At 69.1% G+C, this 18981-nt stretch carries 16 protein-coding genes and 1 pseudogene; 10 read left to right on the top strand and 7 right to left on the bottom strand.

Annotated features, from left to right (window positions below):
* Positions 1-104 precede the first annotated feature (104 nt).
* From ACH4TL_RS09595 to ACH4TL_RS09570, 6 genes and pseudogenes are all read left to right on the top strand, one after another.
* Positions 105-698 (top strand): hypothetical protein, encoded by a 594-nt coding sequence (locus tag ACH4TL_RS09595; RefSeq protein WP_398309369.1) that lies wholly within the window; start codon positions 105-107, stop codon positions 696-698.
* A pseudogene (locus ACH4TL_RS09590) lies at positions 698-5323 on the top strand (putative T7SS-secreted protein). The gene ACH4TL_RS09595 and the pseudogene ACH4TL_RS09590 overlap by 1 nt, the downstream one beginning before the upstream one ends.
* Positions 5324-5359: 36 nt before the next feature.
* A complete protein-coding gene (locus tag ACH4TL_RS09585) occupies positions 5360-5584 on the top strand; it encodes a hypothetical protein (protein WP_398309371.1) in 225 nt (74 codons plus the stop codon).
* Positions 5585-5881: 297 nt separating this feature from the next.
* On the top strand, positions 5882-6271 hold the full coding sequence (locus tag ACH4TL_RS09580; RefSeq protein ID WP_398309374.1) for a hypothetical protein: 390 nt from the start codon (positions 5882-5884) through the stop codon (positions 6269-6271).
* 98 nt (positions 6272-6369) lie between these two features.
* Positions 6370-6891 carry an HAD domain-containing protein gene (locus ACH4TL_RS09575; protein ID WP_398309377.1) on the top strand — a complete coding sequence of 174 codons (522 nt, stop codon included), beginning with the start codon at positions 6370-6372 and terminating at the stop codon, positions 6889-6891.
* 237 nt (positions 6892-7128) lie between these two features.
* A complete protein-coding gene (locus ACH4TL_RS09570; protein WP_398309380.1) occupies positions 7129-7839 on the top strand; it encodes an HAD family hydrolase in 711 nt (236 codons plus the stop codon).
* A 100-nt stretch (positions 7840-7939) separates the two neighbouring features.
* Here the strand turns inward: ACH4TL_RS09570 and ACH4TL_RS09565 are convergent, their stop codons facing one another.
* Positions 7940-9124 (bottom strand): erythromycin esterase family protein, encoded by a 1185-nt coding sequence (locus ACH4TL_RS09565; protein ID WP_398309383.1) that lies wholly within the window; start codon positions 9122-9124, stop codon positions 7940-7942.
* Positions 9125-9200: 76 nt separating this feature from the next.
* Between ACH4TL_RS09565 and ACH4TL_RS09560 the strand changes: the two genes are divergently transcribed.
* Positions 9201-9893, top strand: a complete 693-nt coding sequence (locus ACH4TL_RS09560; protein WP_398309386.1) for a TioE family transcriptional regulator — start codon at positions 9201-9203, stop codon at positions 9891-9893.
* A 42-nt stretch (positions 9894-9935) separates the two neighbouring features.
* Here the strand turns inward: ACH4TL_RS09560 and ACH4TL_RS09555 are convergent, their stop codons facing one another.
* The 5 genes from ACH4TL_RS09555 to ACH4TL_RS09535 form a co-directional block, all read right to left on the bottom strand.
* The gene (locus ACH4TL_RS09555; protein ID WP_398309389.1) at positions 9936-10412 is read right to left on the bottom strand and encodes a hypothetical protein; all 477 of its coding nucleotides are present in this window, start codon (positions 10410-10412) and stop codon (positions 9936-9938) included.
* Positions 10413-10433: 21 nt separating this feature from the next.
* Positions 10434-11123: a hypothetical protein gene (locus ACH4TL_RS09550; RefSeq protein ID WP_398309392.1), complete on the bottom strand. Its 690-nt coding sequence runs from the start codon at positions 11121-11123 to the stop codon at positions 10434-10436.
* 107 nt (positions 11124-11230) lie between these two features.
* A complete protein-coding gene (locus tag ACH4TL_RS09545) occupies positions 11231-12118 on the bottom strand; it encodes an aminoglycoside phosphotransferase family protein (RefSeq protein WP_398309395.1) in 888 nt (295 codons plus the stop codon).
* A 110-nt stretch (positions 12119-12228) separates the two neighbouring features.
* Positions 12229-14574, bottom strand: a complete 2346-nt coding sequence (locus tag ACH4TL_RS09540; RefSeq protein ID WP_398309398.1) for an FtsX-like permease family protein — start codon at positions 14572-14574, stop codon at positions 12229-12231.
* Complete coding sequence (locus ACH4TL_RS09535) at positions 14571-15314, bottom strand: ABC transporter ATP-binding protein (RefSeq protein ID WP_398309400.1); 744 nt, start codon at positions 15312-15314, stop codon at positions 14571-14573. The genes ACH4TL_RS09540 and ACH4TL_RS09535 overlap by 4 nt, the downstream gene beginning before the upstream one ends.
* Before the next feature lie 127 nt (positions 15315-15441).
* Between ACH4TL_RS09535 and ACH4TL_RS09530 the strand changes: the two genes are divergently transcribed.
* Entirely contained in the window at positions 15442-16323 is an 882-nt protein-coding gene (locus ACH4TL_RS09530) for a sensor histidine kinase (protein WP_398309403.1), read from the top strand.
* A gap of 44 nt (positions 16324-16367) precedes the next feature.
* Entirely contained in the window at positions 16368-17093 is a 726-nt protein-coding gene (locus tag ACH4TL_RS09525; protein ID WP_398311506.1) for a response regulator, read from the top strand.
* 262 nt (positions 17094-17355) lie between these two features.
* Here the strand turns inward: ACH4TL_RS09525 and ACH4TL_RS09520 are convergent, their stop codons facing one another.
* Positions 17356-18345 (bottom strand): WD40 repeat domain-containing protein, encoded by a 990-nt coding sequence (locus tag ACH4TL_RS09520; protein WP_398309406.1) that lies wholly within the window; start codon positions 18343-18345, stop codon positions 17356-17358.
* Positions 18346-18791: 446 nt separating this feature from the next.
* On the opposite strand from ACH4TL_RS09520, the gene ACH4TL_RS09515 reads away from it, so the two are divergent.
* Positions 18792-18947, top strand: a complete 156-nt coding sequence (locus ACH4TL_RS09515; RefSeq protein ID WP_246096865.1) for a hypothetical protein — start codon at positions 18792-18794, stop codon at positions 18945-18947.
* Positions 18948-18981 lie beyond the last annotated feature (34 nt).

The following is an 18981-nucleotide window of genomic DNA, read 5'->3' as shown; positions in this document are numbered from 1 at the left end:
CTGACACGAATTCGAACACACCGCCCACCCTCCGTCGCTCCCAGTGATCGAATGTCGTACGGTGCTGGTTGGTTGGAGGCCGTGTCGAACGGGGAGGGCGAACGGTGAGCGGTGGCGGGGGCGCCAAGGGCGGCAACATAGACCTGGCCTTCGACAAGGATTCGCAGGCCGAGATCGTGAAGGGCCTGCGGTCGGCGATCGGCGAGCTGCGGGAGATCTCCTCGGCGTCCGACGCGGAGACGGGGGCAGGCTTCGAAGACCTCTCCATGACGTCCATGGAGGCCGGACACAACGGCCTGGCCAAGGACTTCGAGGAGTTCTGCGAGCTGTGGGACTGGGGTGTGCGCGGCCTCATCGAGGACGCCAGCAAGCTCGCGGAGAAGGTGGGACTGGCGGCGGGCTCGCAGTGGGAGCAGGAGCAGTACGCCCAGGGCACCTTCAAGGTGGCCGCGAACTCGATGCTGGGCAATCCGCACCTGGACGAGAAGACGGTCATGAAGAAGGACATGGACGAGCTGATCTCGGTCGACACCTGGACGCCGGACTACAGCAAGGAGTCCTTCGAGAAGGCCGCGTCCGACGCCGAGAAGACTTGGGACACCGCCGGCGAGGAGGCGGGGTACCGGCATAAGTCGACCGGCATTCAGCAATTCGTCGACCAGGCCTCCGAAGAAGGCGCCAAGAGGGGCAACCGCTGATGGGTCTCGGTGACCTGACGCCCGACTGGATGGACGACGCCGTCGAGAAGGGCACCGAGGCCCTCGGCGACGGCGTCGAATGGGCCGGTAACAAGACCGCGGACGGGCTGGACAAGGTCGGCTGGGAGAGCGGCGCGGACTTCGTCCGCGACAAGTCCCGCTCCGCCGCGAACTACCTGGGCGCGGATGTCGCCGAGATGCAGCTCGGGGAGACCGATGACCCCAAGAAGCTGATCTACGGCAGCCCGAGCCGGATCCGCTCCACGGTCAAGCACCTGAAGGACTTCCAGTCGGCGTTCGAGAAGGTCGGCAACGGCCTGAAGGCGCTGGACTCCTCCCACTGGAAGGGCGAGGCCGCCGACGCCTTCCGGGAGGAGGTGTCGGTCAAGCCGAAGGAGTAGTTCAAGGCCGCGGACGCGTGCAAGAAGGCCGCCGGGGCGCTGGAGGACTTCGCCGGTACCGTCTCCTGGGCGCAGGGTCAGGCGCAGGAAGCGATCGACGCGTACAAGGCCGCCAAGGCCGCGTCGGAAAACGCCCGTTCGGCGCACAACGCGAAGGTGGACGCGTACAACACCGCTGCCGACGCGTACAACGCGAAGGCGGAGTCCGGCAAGGACCCGGGCAAGAAGCCCACCAAGCCGGGCGAGTTCCACGACCCCGGCGCCGCCAAGGCGAAGGCCGCCCAGGAGAAGCTGGACGAGGCGCGGCGCCAGCGGGACGAGGCGGTCATCGCAGCGCGCAAGTCGGTCCAGCAGGCCAAGGACGCGGCCCCGCCGAAGCCGTCGTACGGCGACCAGTTCGGCGCCGGTCTGGACGGACTGGGCGCGGACGCGATGCACTTGACGGGCGGTGTCATCAAGGGCGTCGCGGGGCTGAACTCCTTCGCGCGCAGCCTGAACCCGATGGACCCGTACAACCTGACCCACCCGGCCGAATACCTCACGAGTCTGAACAACACGGCGGCCCAGCTCCACACGGTGGCCAGCAACCCGGGCGCGGCCCTGAAGACCATGTACAACGAGTTCTCCAAGGACCCGTCGGAAGGCCTGGGCCGGGCCCTCCCCGAGCTGTTCGGCACGAAGGGCCTCGGCGCCGTTCGCAAGGGGGCGACGCTGGGCAAGTCCGGTGGTCTCCTGAACAAGGTTCGCGAGGCGATAAAGGGCCGCAAACGCGGCGAGAACACCACCGACAACAAGAACAAATGCAGCGGCGGAACCGACCCGGTCGACCTGGCGACGGGGAAGATGTACCTCCCGCAGACGGACGTCTCCCTGCCGGGTGCGCTACCGCTGGTGTTCCGCCGCCAGGTGGAATCCGGCTACCGGGTCGGTCGTTGGTTCGGCCCGTCCTGGTCGAGCACGGCGGACCAGCGGCTGGAGATCGATGCCGAGGGCGTCGTCTTCGTCAGCGAGGACGGCCTGCTGCTGTCCTACCCTCACCCGGCCCCGGATGTCCCGACCCTCCCCTCCGCGGGCCCCCGCTGGCCCTTGGCACGGGACCCCCACGGCGACTACACCGTCACCGACCCCTCCACCGGCTGGGTCCGCCACTTCAACGGCCCACGGGACGTGGACCCGGGCGGCGACGGGGTCGCACTGCTGGAGCAGATATCCGATCGCTCCGGCCACTGGATCACCTTCGAGTACGACGCCGAGGTCACCCCGACCGCCATCGCGCACAGCGCCGGGTACGAGCTGAAGCTCATCACCGCCGAGGGCCGGATCACCGCCCTCCACCTGGCGGGCGCGGGCGAGGACGGTGGCGACCAGGAGCTGATCCGCTACGCGTACACGGACGGCAACCTCACCGGCGTGACGGGCTCCTCCGGCCTCCCCCTGCGCTTCGCATACGACGACGAACGCCGCGTCATCGCGTGGACCGACACCAACGACCGTCGGTACGACTACGTCTACGACCACCAGGACCGCTGCATCGCCGAGGGCGGCGAGGCGGGCCACATATCGATCCGCATCTCGTATGACGAGGTCGATCAGGCAACGGGCCACCGCGTCACGACGGTCACCACGCCGGAGGGCCACACCACCCGCTACTTCATCAACGACGCGGGGAAGGTGGCCGCCGAGACCAACCCCCTGGGCCACACCACCCGCACCGAGTACGACCGCCACGACCGCGTCCTGTCCCGCACCGACGCGCTGGGGCGCACCACGGCTTTCGCCTACGACGAGGCGGGCCACCTCACGCGGATCACCGCCCCCGACGGCAGTGAATCGACGGCGACGTACAACGGCCTCGGCCTTCCGACATCCGTCACCGGCCCGGACGGCGCCACTTGGACGCAGACGTTCGACGAGGCGGGCCGCCGCACCTCGGCCACCGACGCGGCGGGCCACACGACCCGCTACTCGTACGACTCGTACGGCCATCTGTCATCCGTCACCAACGCCTTGGATGAAACGACCCAGGTCCGCTGCGACAAGGCGGGCCTGCCGGTGGAGATCACCGACCCACTGGGCGCGGTAACCCGCTACGCCCGCGACGCCTTCGGCCGCCCCGTCACGATCACCAACGCCGTTGGCGCGACCACCCACCTCACCTGGACGGTGGAGGGCAAGCTCACCCGCCGCACGAACCCCGACGGCTCCAGCGAAACCTGGACGTACGACGGCGAAGGCAACTGCACCACCCACACCGACGCCATCGGCGGCACCGCCGTCTTCGAGTACACCCACTTCGACCTCCTCGCGGCCCGCACCGGCCCGGACGGCGTTCGCTACGAGTTCGAGCACGACGCAGCCCTTCGCCTCACCCAGGTCACCAATCCGCAGGGCTTGACGTGGTCCTACGAGTACGACCCCGCTGGCCGCCTGACCTCCGAGACGGACTTCGACGACCGCACGGTCACGTACGAACACGACGCGGCCGCCCAACTGATCCGCCGCACCAACCCCTTGGGCCAGGCCATCACGTACGAGCACGACGCGCTCGGCCAGATGACCCGCAAGACCGCCGACGCCCACACCACAACCTTCACCTACGACCCAGCAGGCCGCCTCACATCCGCCGTCGGGCCGGATACGGAAGTCGTCTATCAGCACGACCGCGTGGGCCGGATCAAGTCCGAGATGGTGAACGGCCACGTTCTGGCCCACTCATACGACCCCCTGGGCCGCCGCACCCGCCGCGTCACCCCGAGCGGCGCGACGACGACGTACGCGTACGACGCGGCAGGCAACCGCACCGCCCTGACCGCCGGTGGCCACACGCTGGCCTCCGAACACGACGAGGCGGGCCGTGAGACCACCCGCCGTATCGGCGACACCCTGACGGTCACCAACACCTGGGACCCGCTGGGCCGCCTCACCACCCAATCCCTGACGGGCGCATCCGACGCGCCCCTCATCCAACACCGCGCCTACACCTACCGCGCGGACGGCAACGTCACCGCCGTGAACGACCGCCTGAGCGGCCCGAGCACCTTCGACCTGGACGCGGCAGGCCGCGTGACAACGGTCCGCGCCACTGGCTGGACCGAGACGTACGCCTACGACGAAGCAGGCAATCAAACCCAGGCGACCTGGCCCACCAACGGTGCACCCCAGGAGGCCACGGGCCCCCGCACCTACACCGGCACCCGCATCACCCGCGCCGGCGCCATCCGCTACGAGCACGACGACGCGGGCCGCCTCACCCTCCGCCAGAAGACCCGTCTGTCCCGCAAACCCGACACCTGGCGCTACACCTGGGACGCCGAAGACCGCCTCACCGGCGTCACCACCCCCGACGGCACGCTCTGGCGCTACCTCTACGACCCCTTCGGTCGCCGCACCGCCAAGCAACGCCTCGCGGCCGACGGCGAAACCGTCCTGGAGCAAACCGACTTCACCTGGGACGGCCCGACCCTGGTCGAGCAAACAACCACCACCCCAGACCTCCCCCACCCCGTCACCCTCACCTGGGACCACGACGGCCTCCGCCCCATAGCCCAGACCGAACGCATCACCGAAGCCACCACCCAGCGCGAAATCGACGCCCGATTCTTCGCCATCATCACCGACCTCGTCGGCACCCCCACCGAACTGGTCGACGAATCAGGCACCATCGCCTGGCACACCCGCTCCACCCTCTGGGGCACCACCACGTGGGCCGCCGACAGCACCGCGTACACACCCCTCCGCTTCCCGGGCCAATACTTCGATCCGGAAACCGGCCTCCACTACAATTTCCACCGCTACTACGACCCAGATTCCGCCCGCTACCTCTCCCCCGACCCCCTAGGCCTCACCCCCGCCCCCAACCCCACTACGTACGTCCACAATCCCCACACCTGGGCTGACCCCTTCGGCCTGGCTCCGGACTGTCCCGAACATGCGGCGGTGACGGAAACTCGCAGCAGAAAGGGAGATGGGAGCATCGTCAGTCAGCACCCCATGACGGCTGACGAAGCTCTGGATGCCGCTGAGAAATTCTTGGGCGACGGATACAAGGAGCTGGGGCAGAACCGAGGGGTGTTCCGTAGCGCGGACGGACTACGGCAGTTCCGAATGGATCCCGATTCGCTACAAGGAAACCACTGGCCCGACATTCCGCACGTGCACTTTGAGATATTCGAGCCAGGCGGGAAGAAGGCCGTGGTCAACAATCACGTCCCACTGGTCGAATAATTTACGCGAGGAAACATAAGATGGCTTGGAGGCTCGATGATCGAGATTGGCAAAGTTGGCTGGATCCGATCCGGGGATGATGCGGGAAAATACGTCAAGATTCAGGAGCTCCCCGACTCTCCACCGAGCTACCTGATCCTCATGGCACATGATCGAGAATTTGAGAACGGTTACGGCGACTACTGGGTAGAGGATTTCGAATCGTTGGAGGGATTTTTTGCGGAAGGTAACTGGATTGTCGAATGGATCGGAACCCCTTAGTCCCTGACGGCTTTGGTCGGCACACAGCGAGAGAGCTGGTGACCTCACTAAATACACCCCGGGGCAGTCGACTCGGGATCCAGTCTCGCAGTGGTACCACGAGTTTCTGAGTAACGACGAACTTCTACACGCCGTCAATAACGCCCCAAAAGGGAGACGGAATTGCCGTCTCCCGTAGCGGGATCATTCTGGGAGGCCATCACCGCTGGGACGAACTCCTAACAAGGGTCAACGACGGGCGCATCGACCCCGATACACCAATCCGTATCGACGTCTATGATGGAGAATAGTGCCACGATGTCCATGATTCATTCGAGTGATCCCGACTTCCGCGTGTTTCAGATTAGCTTCGACATGCTACTCGAAATTCAAATAGAAGCGGAAGAAGAGGGTTGGGCGACTCGATGGACCTCGGTAGATGCGCTCCGCAGCCAGGTCAAGGAAGAAAGTGTCGTTCTCCAGTCACTGATGCGCGAGGAGCGAGGAGGGGTCGTGCGGGCCTATCGATGCCTCATGCTGTTCTCGACCGTTGATGACAGGAACGCTGGCGGAATTGCCACACTCGACCTTGCCCCCACGAGATTCGAATCACTAGAGCGGCTCGATCGAGATCCAGACGTCCGGAAGGCGCTTACCCGCATATTCTCCCTTGCGATGGGCGGAATTTCGATGGTCTCGAAAAAATAGCAGGCTGCGCCGATACACACGACCACAGAAGTCGGACCATTTCACCTCCCTTCTCCATCAAGGCGTCCTTCATCAGGGCTTATTGCTACCATGCCGTCATGGCTCGCTCCACGCAGCGTCCGCTGCTCTTTCTCGATGTCGACGGACCGCTTATCCCATTCGGAGCGGAATCCCCGCACTATCCGACGTATGGGCCAGACCTTGAACCGGCCAATGCCGACACAAATCCGCTCCTGGCCAGAATCAATCCCGATCATGGGCTCCGACTGGCGGCGCTCCCTTGCAAGATAGTCTGGGCGACGACGTGGATGGCTGACGCGAACGAGTGCATCGCTCCCCGTATTGGCCTGCCGAAGCTGGCAGTGGTGGACTGGCCAGAACCATCCGATATCGATGATCACGATGAACGCAACGGAATTCACTGGAAGACCCGCGCCCTCGTCGATTGGGCAGCGGGCCGCACTTTCGCTTGGGTCGACGACGAGATCTCCGATACTGATCGGGGCTGGGTGGCCACCCACCATCGGGGACACGCCTTGCTGCATCGCGTCGATCCCCGTCATGGTCTGGCTGATGCCGACTATGCGACTCTGGACTCGTGGCTGCGGCAGCCATTCTGACTCGGCTAAATACAGCCGAGGAGCACTCCAACTGATCACCTGTCTCAGCGCCCGCGTAGCAGCACAAGAGCCACGACGTGGCACGGCCTGAACCACAGCCAGGCCAACCTCGGAGCACTTGCCCGGCAGCGGCGAAATCGCAGTTACGGGATGACTCGTACGGTCAGCCGCGGCCGACCGCACCGGCAGGCGGTGGCCCCGTCACACGCCGACCTGGTTCACCTCTACGCTGTCGCCATGCCTACCGACCGCGCCCCCGAGCCCACCCTGATCCTCTGGGACGTGGACCAGACGTTGGTCAGCATCAAGGGCGGGGTGAGCCGCAGCCTCTATGAGCTCGCCTTCGAGAAGGTGACCGGGAGGACGCTGGGGGAGCTGGCGGGCATGGCGGGGCGTACCGAGCAGGCCATCATGGTGGAGACGCTGCGTCTCAACGGGATCGACGAGCCGGAAGCGCTGTTCGGCGACTTCTACGCCGCGCTGACGGCGGCGGCCGAAGAGCTGGAGGGGCGGATGCGCGAGGTCGGGGTCGTGTTGCCCGGGGCTCGGGAGGCCATCGCCTCGTGTGCCGGGCGGCGCGCCGTGCAGTCGGCGGTCACCGGCAATCTCCGCCCGATCGCCATCACCAAGCTGGGCGCGCTCGGTCTGGGCGAAGGGCTCGACTTCGAGGTCGGCGGCTACGGTGACGACGGCAGCGATCGGGCCGACCTCGTGCGTCGGGCGCGCAAGCGGGCGTCGGAGAAGTACGGTCACGCCTTCGAGGGCAAGCGGACCGTCGTCATCGGGGATACGCCGCGCGATGTGCGGGGTGCCCTCGATGCCGACGCTCTGGCCGTAGCCGTTGCCAGCGGGCGCAGCTCCGCCGATGAGCTGCGGGCGGCCGGGGCGGACATCGTGCTGGCGAGTCTCACCGACTTCACCGATCGCTGTGCTGAAGTCCTCGGTTGATGGCACGGCTGAGAGGTTCCCCGTAGGCGGATAGCTCGTGCCTCGCTCCTCGCCCCTGGTTGTGGCATTCCCCCACGGGCCGGACGGATCGCAGAGAGGCTCAGATTTCCCTGACGAAGACGATGGCGTCCATCTGGTCGGTGGTGGCCGGGTCGAGCGGCGCGTACGTGTGGTCGGCCGGGACGCGGGGCGTCGGCTTGTGGTCGAGGGACGTGGCGAGGCGGCCGGGATCGATGGCGGTGCGGGGGTGGGGTAGGGCGGACAGGAGCCCTTCGAGGGTGTCGGGGTGGGGGACATCAGCGCCGCGGGTGCCGAAGGTGGATGCGGCGAAGGCGTACTGGTCGCCGAGGCGGGTGGCCATGATGGCGCCCGCGCTCCACCACTGGTGCGGCGTGTCGCCGAACCGCAGCTCGCTCTCGGGACGCTGCAAGTGGCCGTTGTGGGCGAAGGCGAGGGTAGGGCCGCGGCGCGCCTCGCGGCGCATGAGGGCGTCGAGGTTGTCGGCCATCATCACGGCGCGCAGCGACAGGAGCGCGCCGATGCGAGTGGGCCCGGTGTCGGCCATGCCGGAGTGGTAGCGCAGGAGTCCGGTGGCGGTGCGGGCGTGCAGTTCGGCGTGCCAGAGGTCGTCGGGGGACGTGGCGGCTGCCAGTTGGGGGGCGTGCGCCGTGAGCAGGGCGCTCAGGTCGTCGGCGACCAGGCGCAGCTTCCCGGCCTCGGGGGTGCGGCCGATGGACCGGGCGGGTTCCATCATGGCGTCGGGGTTGGTCCAGCGCTCATCGGGGCCGAGTAGTTCGTCGAGGGTTTCGCGGCTCCAGGACAGGTCGAGGTGGGCGGCGAGGTAGTCGTACAGGGCGGTCAGGGCGGGGCGGGGGCTGGCGGCGCCGGTGATCTCCAGGGGGCCGTCGAAGCCGTAGAAGCGGAGCCGTTCGTGCGCGGGGCGCCGTTCGTTGTGGGCGCGCATCCAGCGCAGGAGCTCGCGGTTGGCGGGCGAGGCGCCGAAGCCGTGGCTGAAGCCGCTGCTCATCACGCCGTCGAGGGTCCCGGCGCCACCGGCGACGTAGGCGTCGGCGGCCAGGGCCGCCAGGCAGTCGCTCTCGATGGCGATCGAGCGGTAGCCCTCGTGTCCGACGAGGTGGCGGAACAGCTCGTTGCGCAGTTCGGGAAAGGCTTCGACGCCATGGGTGGGCTCGCCGAGGCCGAGCAGGCGGGTGGCGGGAGACAGGAGCGCGGTGAGGGCGCCGCCGGTGAAGGGACGGGCCGCGTCCCGGATGGTTGGCGTCATGGATTCAACCGTATCGTTGAACCTTCGGTGTAAACTTTGGCGGCACTTTCCCTGCTAATAGAGGCGAACCTTCAAAATGCGGTTGCGGCCCATCGATCTGGCGCGCGAGCACGGCCTGTCCACGCAGGCGGTGCGCAACTACGAGGGAGCGGGGATTCTGCCGTCGGCCGAGCGTTCGCCGAGCGGCTATCGCGTCTACGCTCCGCGCCATGCGGCGGCGCTGCGGGCGTTCCTGGCGTTGATCCCCGCGCACGGCCATGCGACGGCCGGGGCGATCATGCGGGCCGTGAACGGTGGCGCGGTCGAGGAGGCGCTGTGCCTGATCGACGAGAGCCACACGCAGCTCGCCGACGACCGGCGCACGCTGGAGGACGTGGAGGAGGCGCTGCGCGACCTGGCGCCACCGCGCGAACCGGAGCCGGGCGTCACCTTCATCGGCCCGCTCGCGCGCAGGCTGGGCATCCGGCCCGCGACATTGCGCAAATGGGAGCGGGCCGGGCTGGTCGTGCCCCAGCGCGAGCCGCGCACCGGCTATCGCGTGTACACCTCCGCCGATGTGCGCGACGTACTGCTGGCCCACCAACTGCGCCGCGGCGGCCACGGGCTGGAGCAGATCGCACGCGTACTGGAGCGGGTACGGACGGCAGGCGGGCCGGAACCGCTCCAGGCGACGCTGCGGGAGTGGCGCGACCGGCTGACGGCGCGGGGCCGGGCGATGCTGGCGGGCGCGGCCGCGCTCGACGCGTATCTGGGGAGCCGACACGCCTGACGGGGGCTCATCACTCCCCAACACCGCCCGGATCGCACCTGGTCAGCCCATGTCGCTCACCTGCGGGGTGACTGTGGCGATGAAGTCCCGGATGCCCTGGCGGGAAGCGGCTCTGCGGTCGCTGAGTTGCTCACGGTTCTCGACCCGGTGCAACTCGGTCACGGTGTCCAAGATCTGCTCGGTGAGCTCCACGAGCTCCGGGTCGTCCGAGACCATCTGGGCCCGGAACATCGCCTCCTGAGCCGCGTACCGCATTGTGTAGACCTCCTCACGCAGTTCGGGAGTGTCCTCATCGGATCGGTTCTCATGGATGACGTACCACCGGTGTACAAGCACACGACGGTAGTTGAGCAGCGCAGCGGCATACGAGCAGTACGCGTCCAGTCGCTCTTGCCGCAGCTTCTCGGTCCGTGTGAAGTGCTTGGTCCGCTCATCGGACCGCTGCTGGATCAGATGGGTAGCACCCGAACCAAGCAGCGTTCCCAGCACGGCTATGACGCTCGCGAAAACAGTCTCCACGCAGAGCAGTTCAGCACACGATCAAGAAGGCTCTTCGGCCACATCAGCTCCCAGCGACACGTCCGAGAGATGGCGCTGCGTGTGGGCGAATGCCTCCTCAGCGTTCAGGCTCCCCGCATCCACGGTCAGAACGTGCCACGGAGTCCGCGAGAGGAGGCGGCGGGTCAGTTCGGCCTCGAAGCGCAGATGAGCGGCGGCCGACGGGAGGTCGTGGACAGCCCGCGTACCGGGGGAGCCAGCCAATTTGCGCACGTACCAGTCTTCCCAGGCGGCACCTTCTCGCTCGACCGCTCGACGCAGCGCGGTCTCCGGGTCGTCGTGGACGTACACCATGGTGACCTGTGCCGGCTCCACGGCCCGGTTCAGCTCTGCCATGACCTCGACGAGAGCCGTCTCCTCGTGGCCCCATGCCACGAGGGACGGGATGAACGGCAGAAGGGCATCCGTCACCAGGTATTCCTTGCCAGCCGCGAGTGACTCCGCGACGTAGGCCCGCGTGCACTCGACCAGAGTCGCGGGCTGGACGGCGGCGGCCCCACCGGCGAACTCCTCGGCCACGGGCCGGAAGGCCGGACGTGTGAGGATGTCGGCCTCCTCGAAGTGGTCGACCGACGCTCCGGTGTCGGCGAGCCATTCGGCCACCGCACGGCACAGGGTGGACTTGCCGACACCAGGGCTGCTTCCGATAACAGAGATCAGGCGCACAGTCATGGCGGCAGTCTTCCAGTCGCACCGTCCTCGGCCGTCTGGACCTTCCGCAGGGCTTTCTCACGCGTGAGCGGCGGGGCGAATTGCTCCCTGGCCACCTTGGTGAAGGCTCACCCCTCCCCCAGCACCGCCCGGATCACGTGCCGGGCGTTGCGCGCCATGGCCGGGGTCCTCGTACGGTGATACGGCAGCGCGATCAGCGCCTGGGAGAGGGTCCGGCCGCGGCCACGGTTCCACATGGCGTCGTCCACGGCGAGTGCGTCGCGGAAGACCGCTCTCGCGTCGGCCGGGAGGAGATTCCAGGCCGGGAAGAGGTCGCAGGCCGGATCGCCCACGCCCATGCAGCCGAAGTCGATCACCGAGGTGAGTCGGCCGTCGGCGTCCACGAGCAGGTTGCCCGGCATCAGGTCGGCGTGCAGCCATACCGGTGGGCCGTCCCACTCCGGGGTGCGCAGGGCGTCGTCCCAGATGGCGGTTACGGCGTCGCAGTCGATGTCCTCCTCCGGGATGGTGCGCAGTTGCTCGATCGACGCTCGGGTCTCCGCATCGAGGGAGGAGAGGGGGCCGCCGCGGTAGGCATCCGGTGCCCCGGGCAGGGAGACACCGCGCATCGCGGCCACGAACTCGGCCAGGTCCTTGGCCAGCAGGACCGGCTCGCTCAGGGCGCCCTCCTTGGGGTTCCGCCCCGGCAGCCAGCGGTGCACCGACCACGGCCATGGGTAACCCTCGGCGGGTTCCCCGGTGCCGAGCACCTCGGGGATGGCCGTGGGCAGCAGGGGCGCGAGGCGCGGCAGCCACGTACGCTCCGTCGCCACGTCCCCGGCACCGCCCGCCGCCAGCGGAAGCCGTACGGCCATGGCGTCGCCCAGCCGGTACACGGCGTTGACGGTGCCGCCGGACGGGAAACGCCGCACCGACAGGCCCGCCCACTGCGGGAACTGTCCGGCGATCAGCCGCCTTACGAGGAAGTCGTCGACGCGTGTCTGGCCTGGGGTCATGGGGCACCATTCGACCGGCGGACGGCGCCGACGGCAAGCAATTTTCCGGGCGCCAGGGCGCTGAACATCGCCGACTTCCCAGGCCAGCGGCTCCCCCGCTGCCGCGACCATCACTCGGTGTGCAGGACCCGGGCGATGGTCTGCCGGGCCGCCGCACGCGCCGGGATCACCGCGCCCAGTGCGGCGATCGCCACCCCGGCCAGTGCGGGTAGCGCCATGGTCCCCGGGTGCCACACGTCCAGCATCCGGTCCGGGAAGGTGAGCTGGGCGGCGTGCTCGGTGATCGGGATCACCACGTGGTACGCCGCGACGCCGAGCGGCAGCCCCAGGATCCCCCCGGTCAGCCCCAGCCCGGCCATGGACACCACCAGCATCACCGTGACCTGGCGTGGTGTCATGCCGATCGACTTCAGCATTCCGAGGTCGCGCTGCCGCTCCCGGGCGCTCAGCACGACGGTGTTGAACACCCCCATCGCGGCGACGAGCGTCAGCAGCAGGGTCAGTGCGGACGCGGAGCTGATGACGGTCACGGCATCCGCGTTCACCATGGTGTTCTTCGTCGGGTAGAGCCCTGGATCCACGGCTCGTACGGCCTTCGCGTAGGCGCTGAAGTCGGCGCCGCGGGCGAGCCGCACCCAGTACTGGTTGGCCTGCGCGTCCGGTATAAGGGCGGTCACCGTGGACCAGTCCGCCCGCATCCAGTCCTGCCGTCCGGCCAGGACCTCCCCGACCAGGGTCACGCGCTCCTGGCGGCCGTCCGCCGCGGTCAGGGTGAAGGAGTCACCGAGCCGCAGCCCCTGCTTGGCCAGGAATCGGCCGGAGGCCACCACCTCGCCGGGCCCGCGCATCCAGCGGCCCCGCGCCAGGTCGTCCCGGAGCGCCGACCGTCCCCCGCGCACCCCCTCGATCGCCACGCCCTCACTCCGCCCGAGGATCCGCACGTCGGTGAAGCCCACGGCGGCCACGTCCGCGACCTGCGGCAGACCGCGCAGGAGCGTCTGTGTCGCGGCGTCGTCGTGGTGCGGCGCGGTCTGATCGAACCGGGTCTGTCCTCGCCAGACGGTCGACTGGGCCTTGCCGACGCCTTGAACCACGTCGCTGTAGGAGACCATGGTGGCCGAGAGGCCGGTGGCGAAGGTCACCGTCGCCACCCCGAGGAGGACCGAGGCAACGGTGAGCAGTGCCCGTCCGGGCCGGGCGAAGGGCAGGCCCAGACCAAGGGTGACCGAGCGCGGCAGCCGGACGCCGGTGAGCCACCGCTGGATGGCCGGTCCCCGTCCGCCGTGCGGCGCGCTGCCCGCGCTGATGGCGCGCGCCGCGGAGAGCCGACGGGCGCGCAGGGCCGGGATCAGGGCGGCCAGCAGCACCGTCAGGGGCATGCCGAGCGCGGTGGTCGCGTACGCCCAGAAGCCGATCGCCGGGGCCACGTTCGCGGTGCCGAGCTGGGCGCCCTGGAAGACCTGGTGCAGCAGCGGCCGCGCCACCACCCCGCCGAGGGCCGTCCCGGCCGCCGCACCCGCCGTGGCGGGAACGCAGACCATCACCAGGTAGACCGCGACGACCTGATTCGGCGTGAATCCGAGGGACTTGAGCACGCCGATGTGCCGGAAGCCGGACACCACGGCACCGCTCACCACATTGCCCACGATCAGAATCGCCACCAGCAGGCCGAGGATCCCGAAGGCCATGAGGAACGGCACGAACACGTTGGGATTGGCCGCGATCTGAGCCTTCAAGGTCAGGTACGACTGATGCGCGACCAGTGATCCGGACGGCAGGCCGGCGCTCACCGCCGCCGTGTTCTCACTGACCTGACGGGCCGTCGCGGCCCGGTCGAAGCGGTAGAGCATCTGGTACGCCGTGGGGTGCAGGTCCGCGACCTGCCGTGGGGAGACCCATGCCTGCGCGGTCCGGCTCACGCTGGACGCGAGGCCCACCACGGTCAACGGCGGCAGCCCGGGCACGTGGATCCGCGTGCCGAGCGGCGAGTGCGGCCCGTCGCTCATCCCGGGCGCGTCCGGTAACGCCAGCACGATCTGCCCCGGTCCGGCAGCCCAGTGCCCGGCGAACAGGTCCAGCCGGTCGACCTCGCCGCCGGGGCCCGCACGCCCCACGACCGTCAGGGGGCCCGGCGCCACCCCGGGCATCTCGGCCGCCGCGCTCTCCGGCATCTCGATCACGGCTTGCCGGAACGGCCCGGCCGAGGCCCGTACGCCCGGACGTTCCGCGGTCCGCCCCAGTTCCTCACCGGAGACCTTCGCCGCGTCGAACGTGGCGACGACATGCGCGCCGTGGGCCCGCCCGAAGAGCCGGTCGAAGGGCCCGGACACGACATCCAGTAGGCCGAGGGCCACCACCAGGGCGATGCTGGAGACCAGGACCACCACCCCGATCACCGAGGTCTGGAGCCGTCGTCGGCGCACGGCCGCGCGCGAGGCGCGCCACACCGCGCTCATGCCGTCCGCTCCAGGGTCCGTTCGCCAGTGATCCGGCCGTCCGCCATCGTCACCAGGCGGCTGGCGCAGCGCGTGGCCAGTCGTTCGTCATGCGTCACCAGCAGCAGGGTCTGGCCCAGTTCGTTGAGGTCGATCAGCAGGTCCATCACCTGCTCACCCGCATGGCTGTCCAGGGCGCCGGTCGGCTCGTCCGCCAGAAGCAGCGCGGGGCGGTTCATCAGCGCGCGGGCCACCGCCACCCGCTGGCGCTCTCCGCCGCTGAGCGCGGCGGGGTAGATGTTCCTGCGGTCGGCGATGCCGAGTTCGTCCAGCAACTCCATTGCCCGGCGCCGGGCTTGACGGGCGGGCGTACCGGTGAGCTGGGCGGCCAGGGCGACGTTGTCGAGCGCGGGCAGGTCGTCGATGAGGTTGAAGAACTGGAAGATCATGCCGATCCGACGACGCCGGAAGAGGGCCAGCCCGGTCTCGTTGATCCGCCCCAGGTCCTCACCGTGCACGCGCACGTGGCCGGCGCTCGGCCGGTCAAGGCCGGCGATCATGTTCAACAGGGTCGATTTGCCGCAGCCGGACGGCCCCATCACCGCCACTGCCTCTCCGGCGCCGATCTCCAGCGACACGCAGTCCAGGGCGACGGTGTCGCCGTACTCCTTGCGCAGGCCGCCGACCAGGACGACTTCCTGGCCGCGCGCGGCGACCAGACCCGCCCCCGCGGTCGTGCTGCTGATGTCTTCGGTGGTCATGGCAGGACGGTAGGCCGCCTGGGACGCCCGGGCGTCGGCCCCGGGAGGTAACCCGGGACCGTGGTCATCCTGGCGATGTACGGGGTGGCTCCACGGAGGGACGCCCGCCGACCGGTTCCCTGGCACGATGGGCGAGGTGTGGAGATCCGACACCAGCCTGCTGCTCAGCGCCCTCGCGACGGTCGGCCTGGCAGTGGCCGGGGGCGCCACCGTGCTGCTGGCGCGCGCCCGCCGCCGCTGTCGCAGGGCTCTGGAGGAGCGGCGTTGGCTGCTGGAACGCGAGCGGGAGGCGGCTGCCCGCACGGCGGTCGCGGCCGAACGGGCCCGTATCGCCCGCGAGTTGCACGACATCGTCAGCCACAAGGTCAGCCTTATGGTCGTGCAGGCGACCGCGGCCCGCGAGGTGCTGGCCACGCTGCCGGATGCGGCGGAGACCGCGTTGCAGGCCGTCGAGGGTGCCGGACGCGACGCGATGACTGAACTGCGCCATCTGCTGGGCCTGCTGGCGCCCTCGCCCGACGGCGACGATGACGGGGCCGAGCGGCACGGCGAGGGAGACCCCTCCGGTCTCGCACCGCAGCCGAGCCTGAGCCAACTGGGCACCCTCGTCGACCGGATCGCCTTCGCCGGGCTCCCGGTCGAGGTGCGCATCTCCGGGGAGCCGCGTGCGCTGCCGCCCGGTATCGACGTCACCGCATACCGGATCATCCAGGAGGCCCTGACCAACACGCTCAAGTACGGCGACGGCAGCACGGCGACCGTGACGGTGCGCTATGCCGACCACGGTCTGCGGGTCGAGGTGCTCAACAGCGGACCGAGCGTGCTGTCCGCCGACTCCGTGAGCACAGGTGCCGTACCGGAGCCCCGCAAGCGCCGGGACGACGGAGCGGGGCGCGGCCTGATCGGCCTGCGCGAGCGCGTCGCCGTCTACGGAGGCCACTTCGATGCCCGGCGCCGCATCGGCGGCGGGTACCGTGTCCGCGCCCGCCTCCCTCTGGAGCGCCCGTGACCGAGCCCGCCGGAGGCCGCCGCGTCCACCACGAGCCGAGCCGGATCCGGAACCCCCAGGAGCCGGGCGCGGTCCCGGGCCGGGAATCCGGCGCCCCACGCGTCCTCGTGGCCGACGACGAGGAACTGATCCGCACCGGCTTCCGCCTCATCCTCTCCTCGCGCGGCATCGAGGTCATCGGCGAGGCCGCAGACGGCGTGGAGGCCATCGCGGAGGCCGAGCGGCTGCACCCCGATGTCGTTCTGATGGACATCCGGATGCCGAATCTGGATGGTCTGGAAGCCGCCAAGCGCGTACTGCGTCTGCTTCCGGAGTGCCGGGTCCTCATGCTCACCACGTTCGACCTCGACCGGTATGTCTACGCGGCGCTCGCCGCCGGGGCGAGTGGCTTCCTGCTCAAGGACGTCACCGCCGCCCACCTCGCCGCGGCCGTAAGGCTGGTGAACACCGGTGACGCTCTGCTCGCCCCCTCGATCACCCGCCGCCTGGTCGAGCGCTACGCGACCACCCATGCGGCGACCGTGGAGCGCACACCCGCGGTTCACCGCGACCTGGCTCCGCTGACGCCCCGTGAACGGGAGGTGCTCGCTCTGATGGGCCGGGGCCTGTCGAACGCCGAGCTCGCGGAAGCCCTCACCCTGAGCGAGGCCACCGTGAAGACTCACGTAGCCCGGATCTTCGCGAAGCTCGCCCTCCGCGACCGCGCCCAGGCCGTCGTCCTCGCCTACGAGACGGGTCTGGTCACCCCCGGCCGCTCCGCCACCGAGTGACATGACCGGCGATCAGCCGCCGTACGAAGGCGTCGCCGACGCGCGTCTGGCCTGGGTTCTTGGGGCACCATTCGACCAGCGGACGGCGGCGGGGGCAATCGATTTTCCACGGGGTTCAGCCGTGCGCGTCGTCACCGGGGCCCGCAGACCGGCACCGAGTCCTACCGCCTGGCTCCCACCAAGGATCAGGCCGAACAAGCCCAGGCCAGCTGACCGGGCGCCACACGGGATCGGCTGGCCCTTCGGCATGTCCGGCGCCTTGTCAGAGGGTCAGGTCCCACATGCGTACGACGCCATCCCGACCGGCGGTCATGGCGACCGGGCGATCCTGCATCGTGGTGACCACCACAGCTTCAACGCTCCATTTGTGCCCGGTCAGTGGCGGCCCGACTTGTCGACCGCTGGAGAGATCCCAGATCCGTACGGTCCCGTCCTCGCCGCCGGTCACCGCGACCGCATGGTCGCCGACCATGGCGACGTCCAAGGCGTTGATGCCGCCCTCATGACCGATGGAAGGTTCGTGGATCGGATCGTCGTCTTCGTCCCCGGACAGGTCGAATACGTATACCTTTCCGGAGTCCGTACCCGCCACGACGACCGGACGACCGTCAAGCCGGGAGAAGGCGACGGCATGCGCGCTGCCCTCGTCGTCCACATGGAACGACGCGACCTGCTCACCAGTTACCGCATCCCACACCTCCACCCCTTCTTCCCCGCCCCCAACGACCAGCGAGCGGCCGTCGACGCTTGCGGTGGCCAGATCCCAGATGGAGCCGGCGTCCAGTTCCACCGGAGGCTCCTCCCCGTTCAGCCCCCACACCCGGGCTCCGTCCCAGTGGATCCCACTACTTGCCACGAACAGCGGCGGTCCCTCGCCTTTCACCGTAGCGATGGACGAGACGTAGAGCTCGTCGGTCGGCCCGCGGAGCAACTCGCCGCTGTCCAGGTCCCAGATTGCCGCTCCCTGCTCGTCCCCGCCGGCGGCCACCACCACGCGCCCGTCGGAAACGGCCATGGCCACCGAATCGACATCGTTCTTGGCATCCGGGTGCTCGGCGCCAAGTGGGTGCTCTGCGAAGGCGTACACCAACGGCCGCTCCTGCCACTCGTCCTGCAACGGGGCCCAGCTCCACAGCGTGTAGAAGCCGGTACACACCACCAGAGGCGCCCCGTCCGCCTCGACCACGGCAAGACCGTCGATGCGGGGATTGCCAGGCGCTGCGCTGCTCAGAATCAAACGTTCGTCAGACACCCGGGCAGGGTAATCCGCGGGTCCGACAGCCTGGAAAGCAGCGACTCCCGGACCGCCGTCAGGCGTCCGAGGCGCCGCCGCGGCGGCGAAGGCGAGGCGAAGACACCGCCGAGCGAGAAGGCGGCGTGGAAGGCGGACCCACATGACCGGCCGCCCGTAACCGCGTTCGGTCTCGACGGCGTGGGCGTTCACGCTGACGTCGAGGCAGCCGTCGCCCACCCCGAGCACCAGCAGTGCCGCCTGCGGCGATCCCCCGCACCGGGGCACGGCGGGCCGGGGCATATGCCAGAGCGGATGGCGAGGGAACACCCGTGCGGCGGATGCGTTGTTCCTCACATACCGTGGGTAACACCCCAGTTGAGAGGTTTAGGCCACAGCGCTTGTCAGTGGCTGCCCCTACTCTATGGGGCATGCGTCCGACTCCTACTCCCCAGAGCCCTGCCTTAGTGACCACCTCCACCGACCAGGCCAACGAGGCGATCCGCGTGTTTCTGCGGGCCCGGGCCGGGCGGGCCTTGCGGCCTGCCGAGCGGGCGGAGTACGGGCGGCTGCTCGGGGTGTACACGCGGGCGCTGCGCGGTGAGATGGAGCAGGCGGCCTGATCGGCAGGGCGCCGACCACACCTGGGGGGCGGCG

Origin of the sequence: Streptomyces sp. NPDC021115, assembly GCF_044333065.1 — a bacterium.
GTDB lineage: Bacteria > Actinomycetota > Actinomycetes > Streptomycetales > Streptomycetaceae > Streptomyces.
This window is presented reverse-complemented; position numbering and strand designations above follow the sequence as displayed.

Excerpts from the sequence above, each read along its gene's own strand:
- ACH4TL_RS09585 (WP_398309371.1), top strand. The coding sequence starts at position 5,360 with ATGATCGAGATTGGCAAAGTTGGCTGGATCCGATCCGGGGATGATGCG.
- ACH4TL_RS09580 (WP_398309374.1), top strand. The coding sequence starts at position 5,882 with ATGTCCATGATTCATTCGAGTGATCCCGACTTCCGCGTGTTTCAGATT.
- ACH4TL_RS09575 (WP_398309377.1), top strand. The coding sequence starts at position 6,370 with ATGGCTCGCTCCACGCAGCGTCCGCTGCTCTTTCTCGATGTCGACGGA.
- ACH4TL_RS09570 (WP_398309380.1), top strand. The coding sequence starts at position 7,129 with ATGCCTACCGACCGCGCCCCCGAGCCCACCCTGATCCTCTGGGACGTG.
- ACH4TL_RS09565 (WP_398309383.1), bottom strand. The coding sequence starts at position 9,124 with ATGACGCCAACCATCCGGGACGCGGCCCGTCCCTTCACCGGCGGCGCC.
- ACH4TL_RS09560 (WP_398309386.1), top strand. The coding sequence starts at position 9,201 with ATGCGGTTGCGGCCCATCGATCTGGCGCGCGAGCACGGCCTGTCCACG.
- ACH4TL_RS09550 (WP_398309392.1), bottom strand. The coding sequence starts at position 11,123 with ATGACTGTGCGCCTGATCTCTGTTATCGGAAGCAGCCCTGGTGTCGGC.
- ACH4TL_RS09545 (WP_398309395.1), bottom strand. The coding sequence starts at position 12,118 with ATGACCCCAGGCCAGACACGCGTCGACGACTTCCTCGTAAGGCGGCTG.
- ACH4TL_RS09540 (WP_398309398.1), bottom strand. The coding sequence starts at position 14,574 with ATGAGCGCGGTGTGGCGCGCCTCGCGCGCGGCCGTGCGCCGACGACGG.
- ACH4TL_RS09535 (WP_398309400.1), bottom strand. The coding sequence starts at position 15,314 with ATGACCACCGAAGACATCAGCAGCACGACCGCGGGGGCGGGTCTGGTC.
- ACH4TL_RS09530 (WP_398309403.1), top strand. The coding sequence starts at position 15,442 with ATGGGCGAGGTGTGGAGATCCGACACCAGCCTGCTGCTCAGCGCCCTC.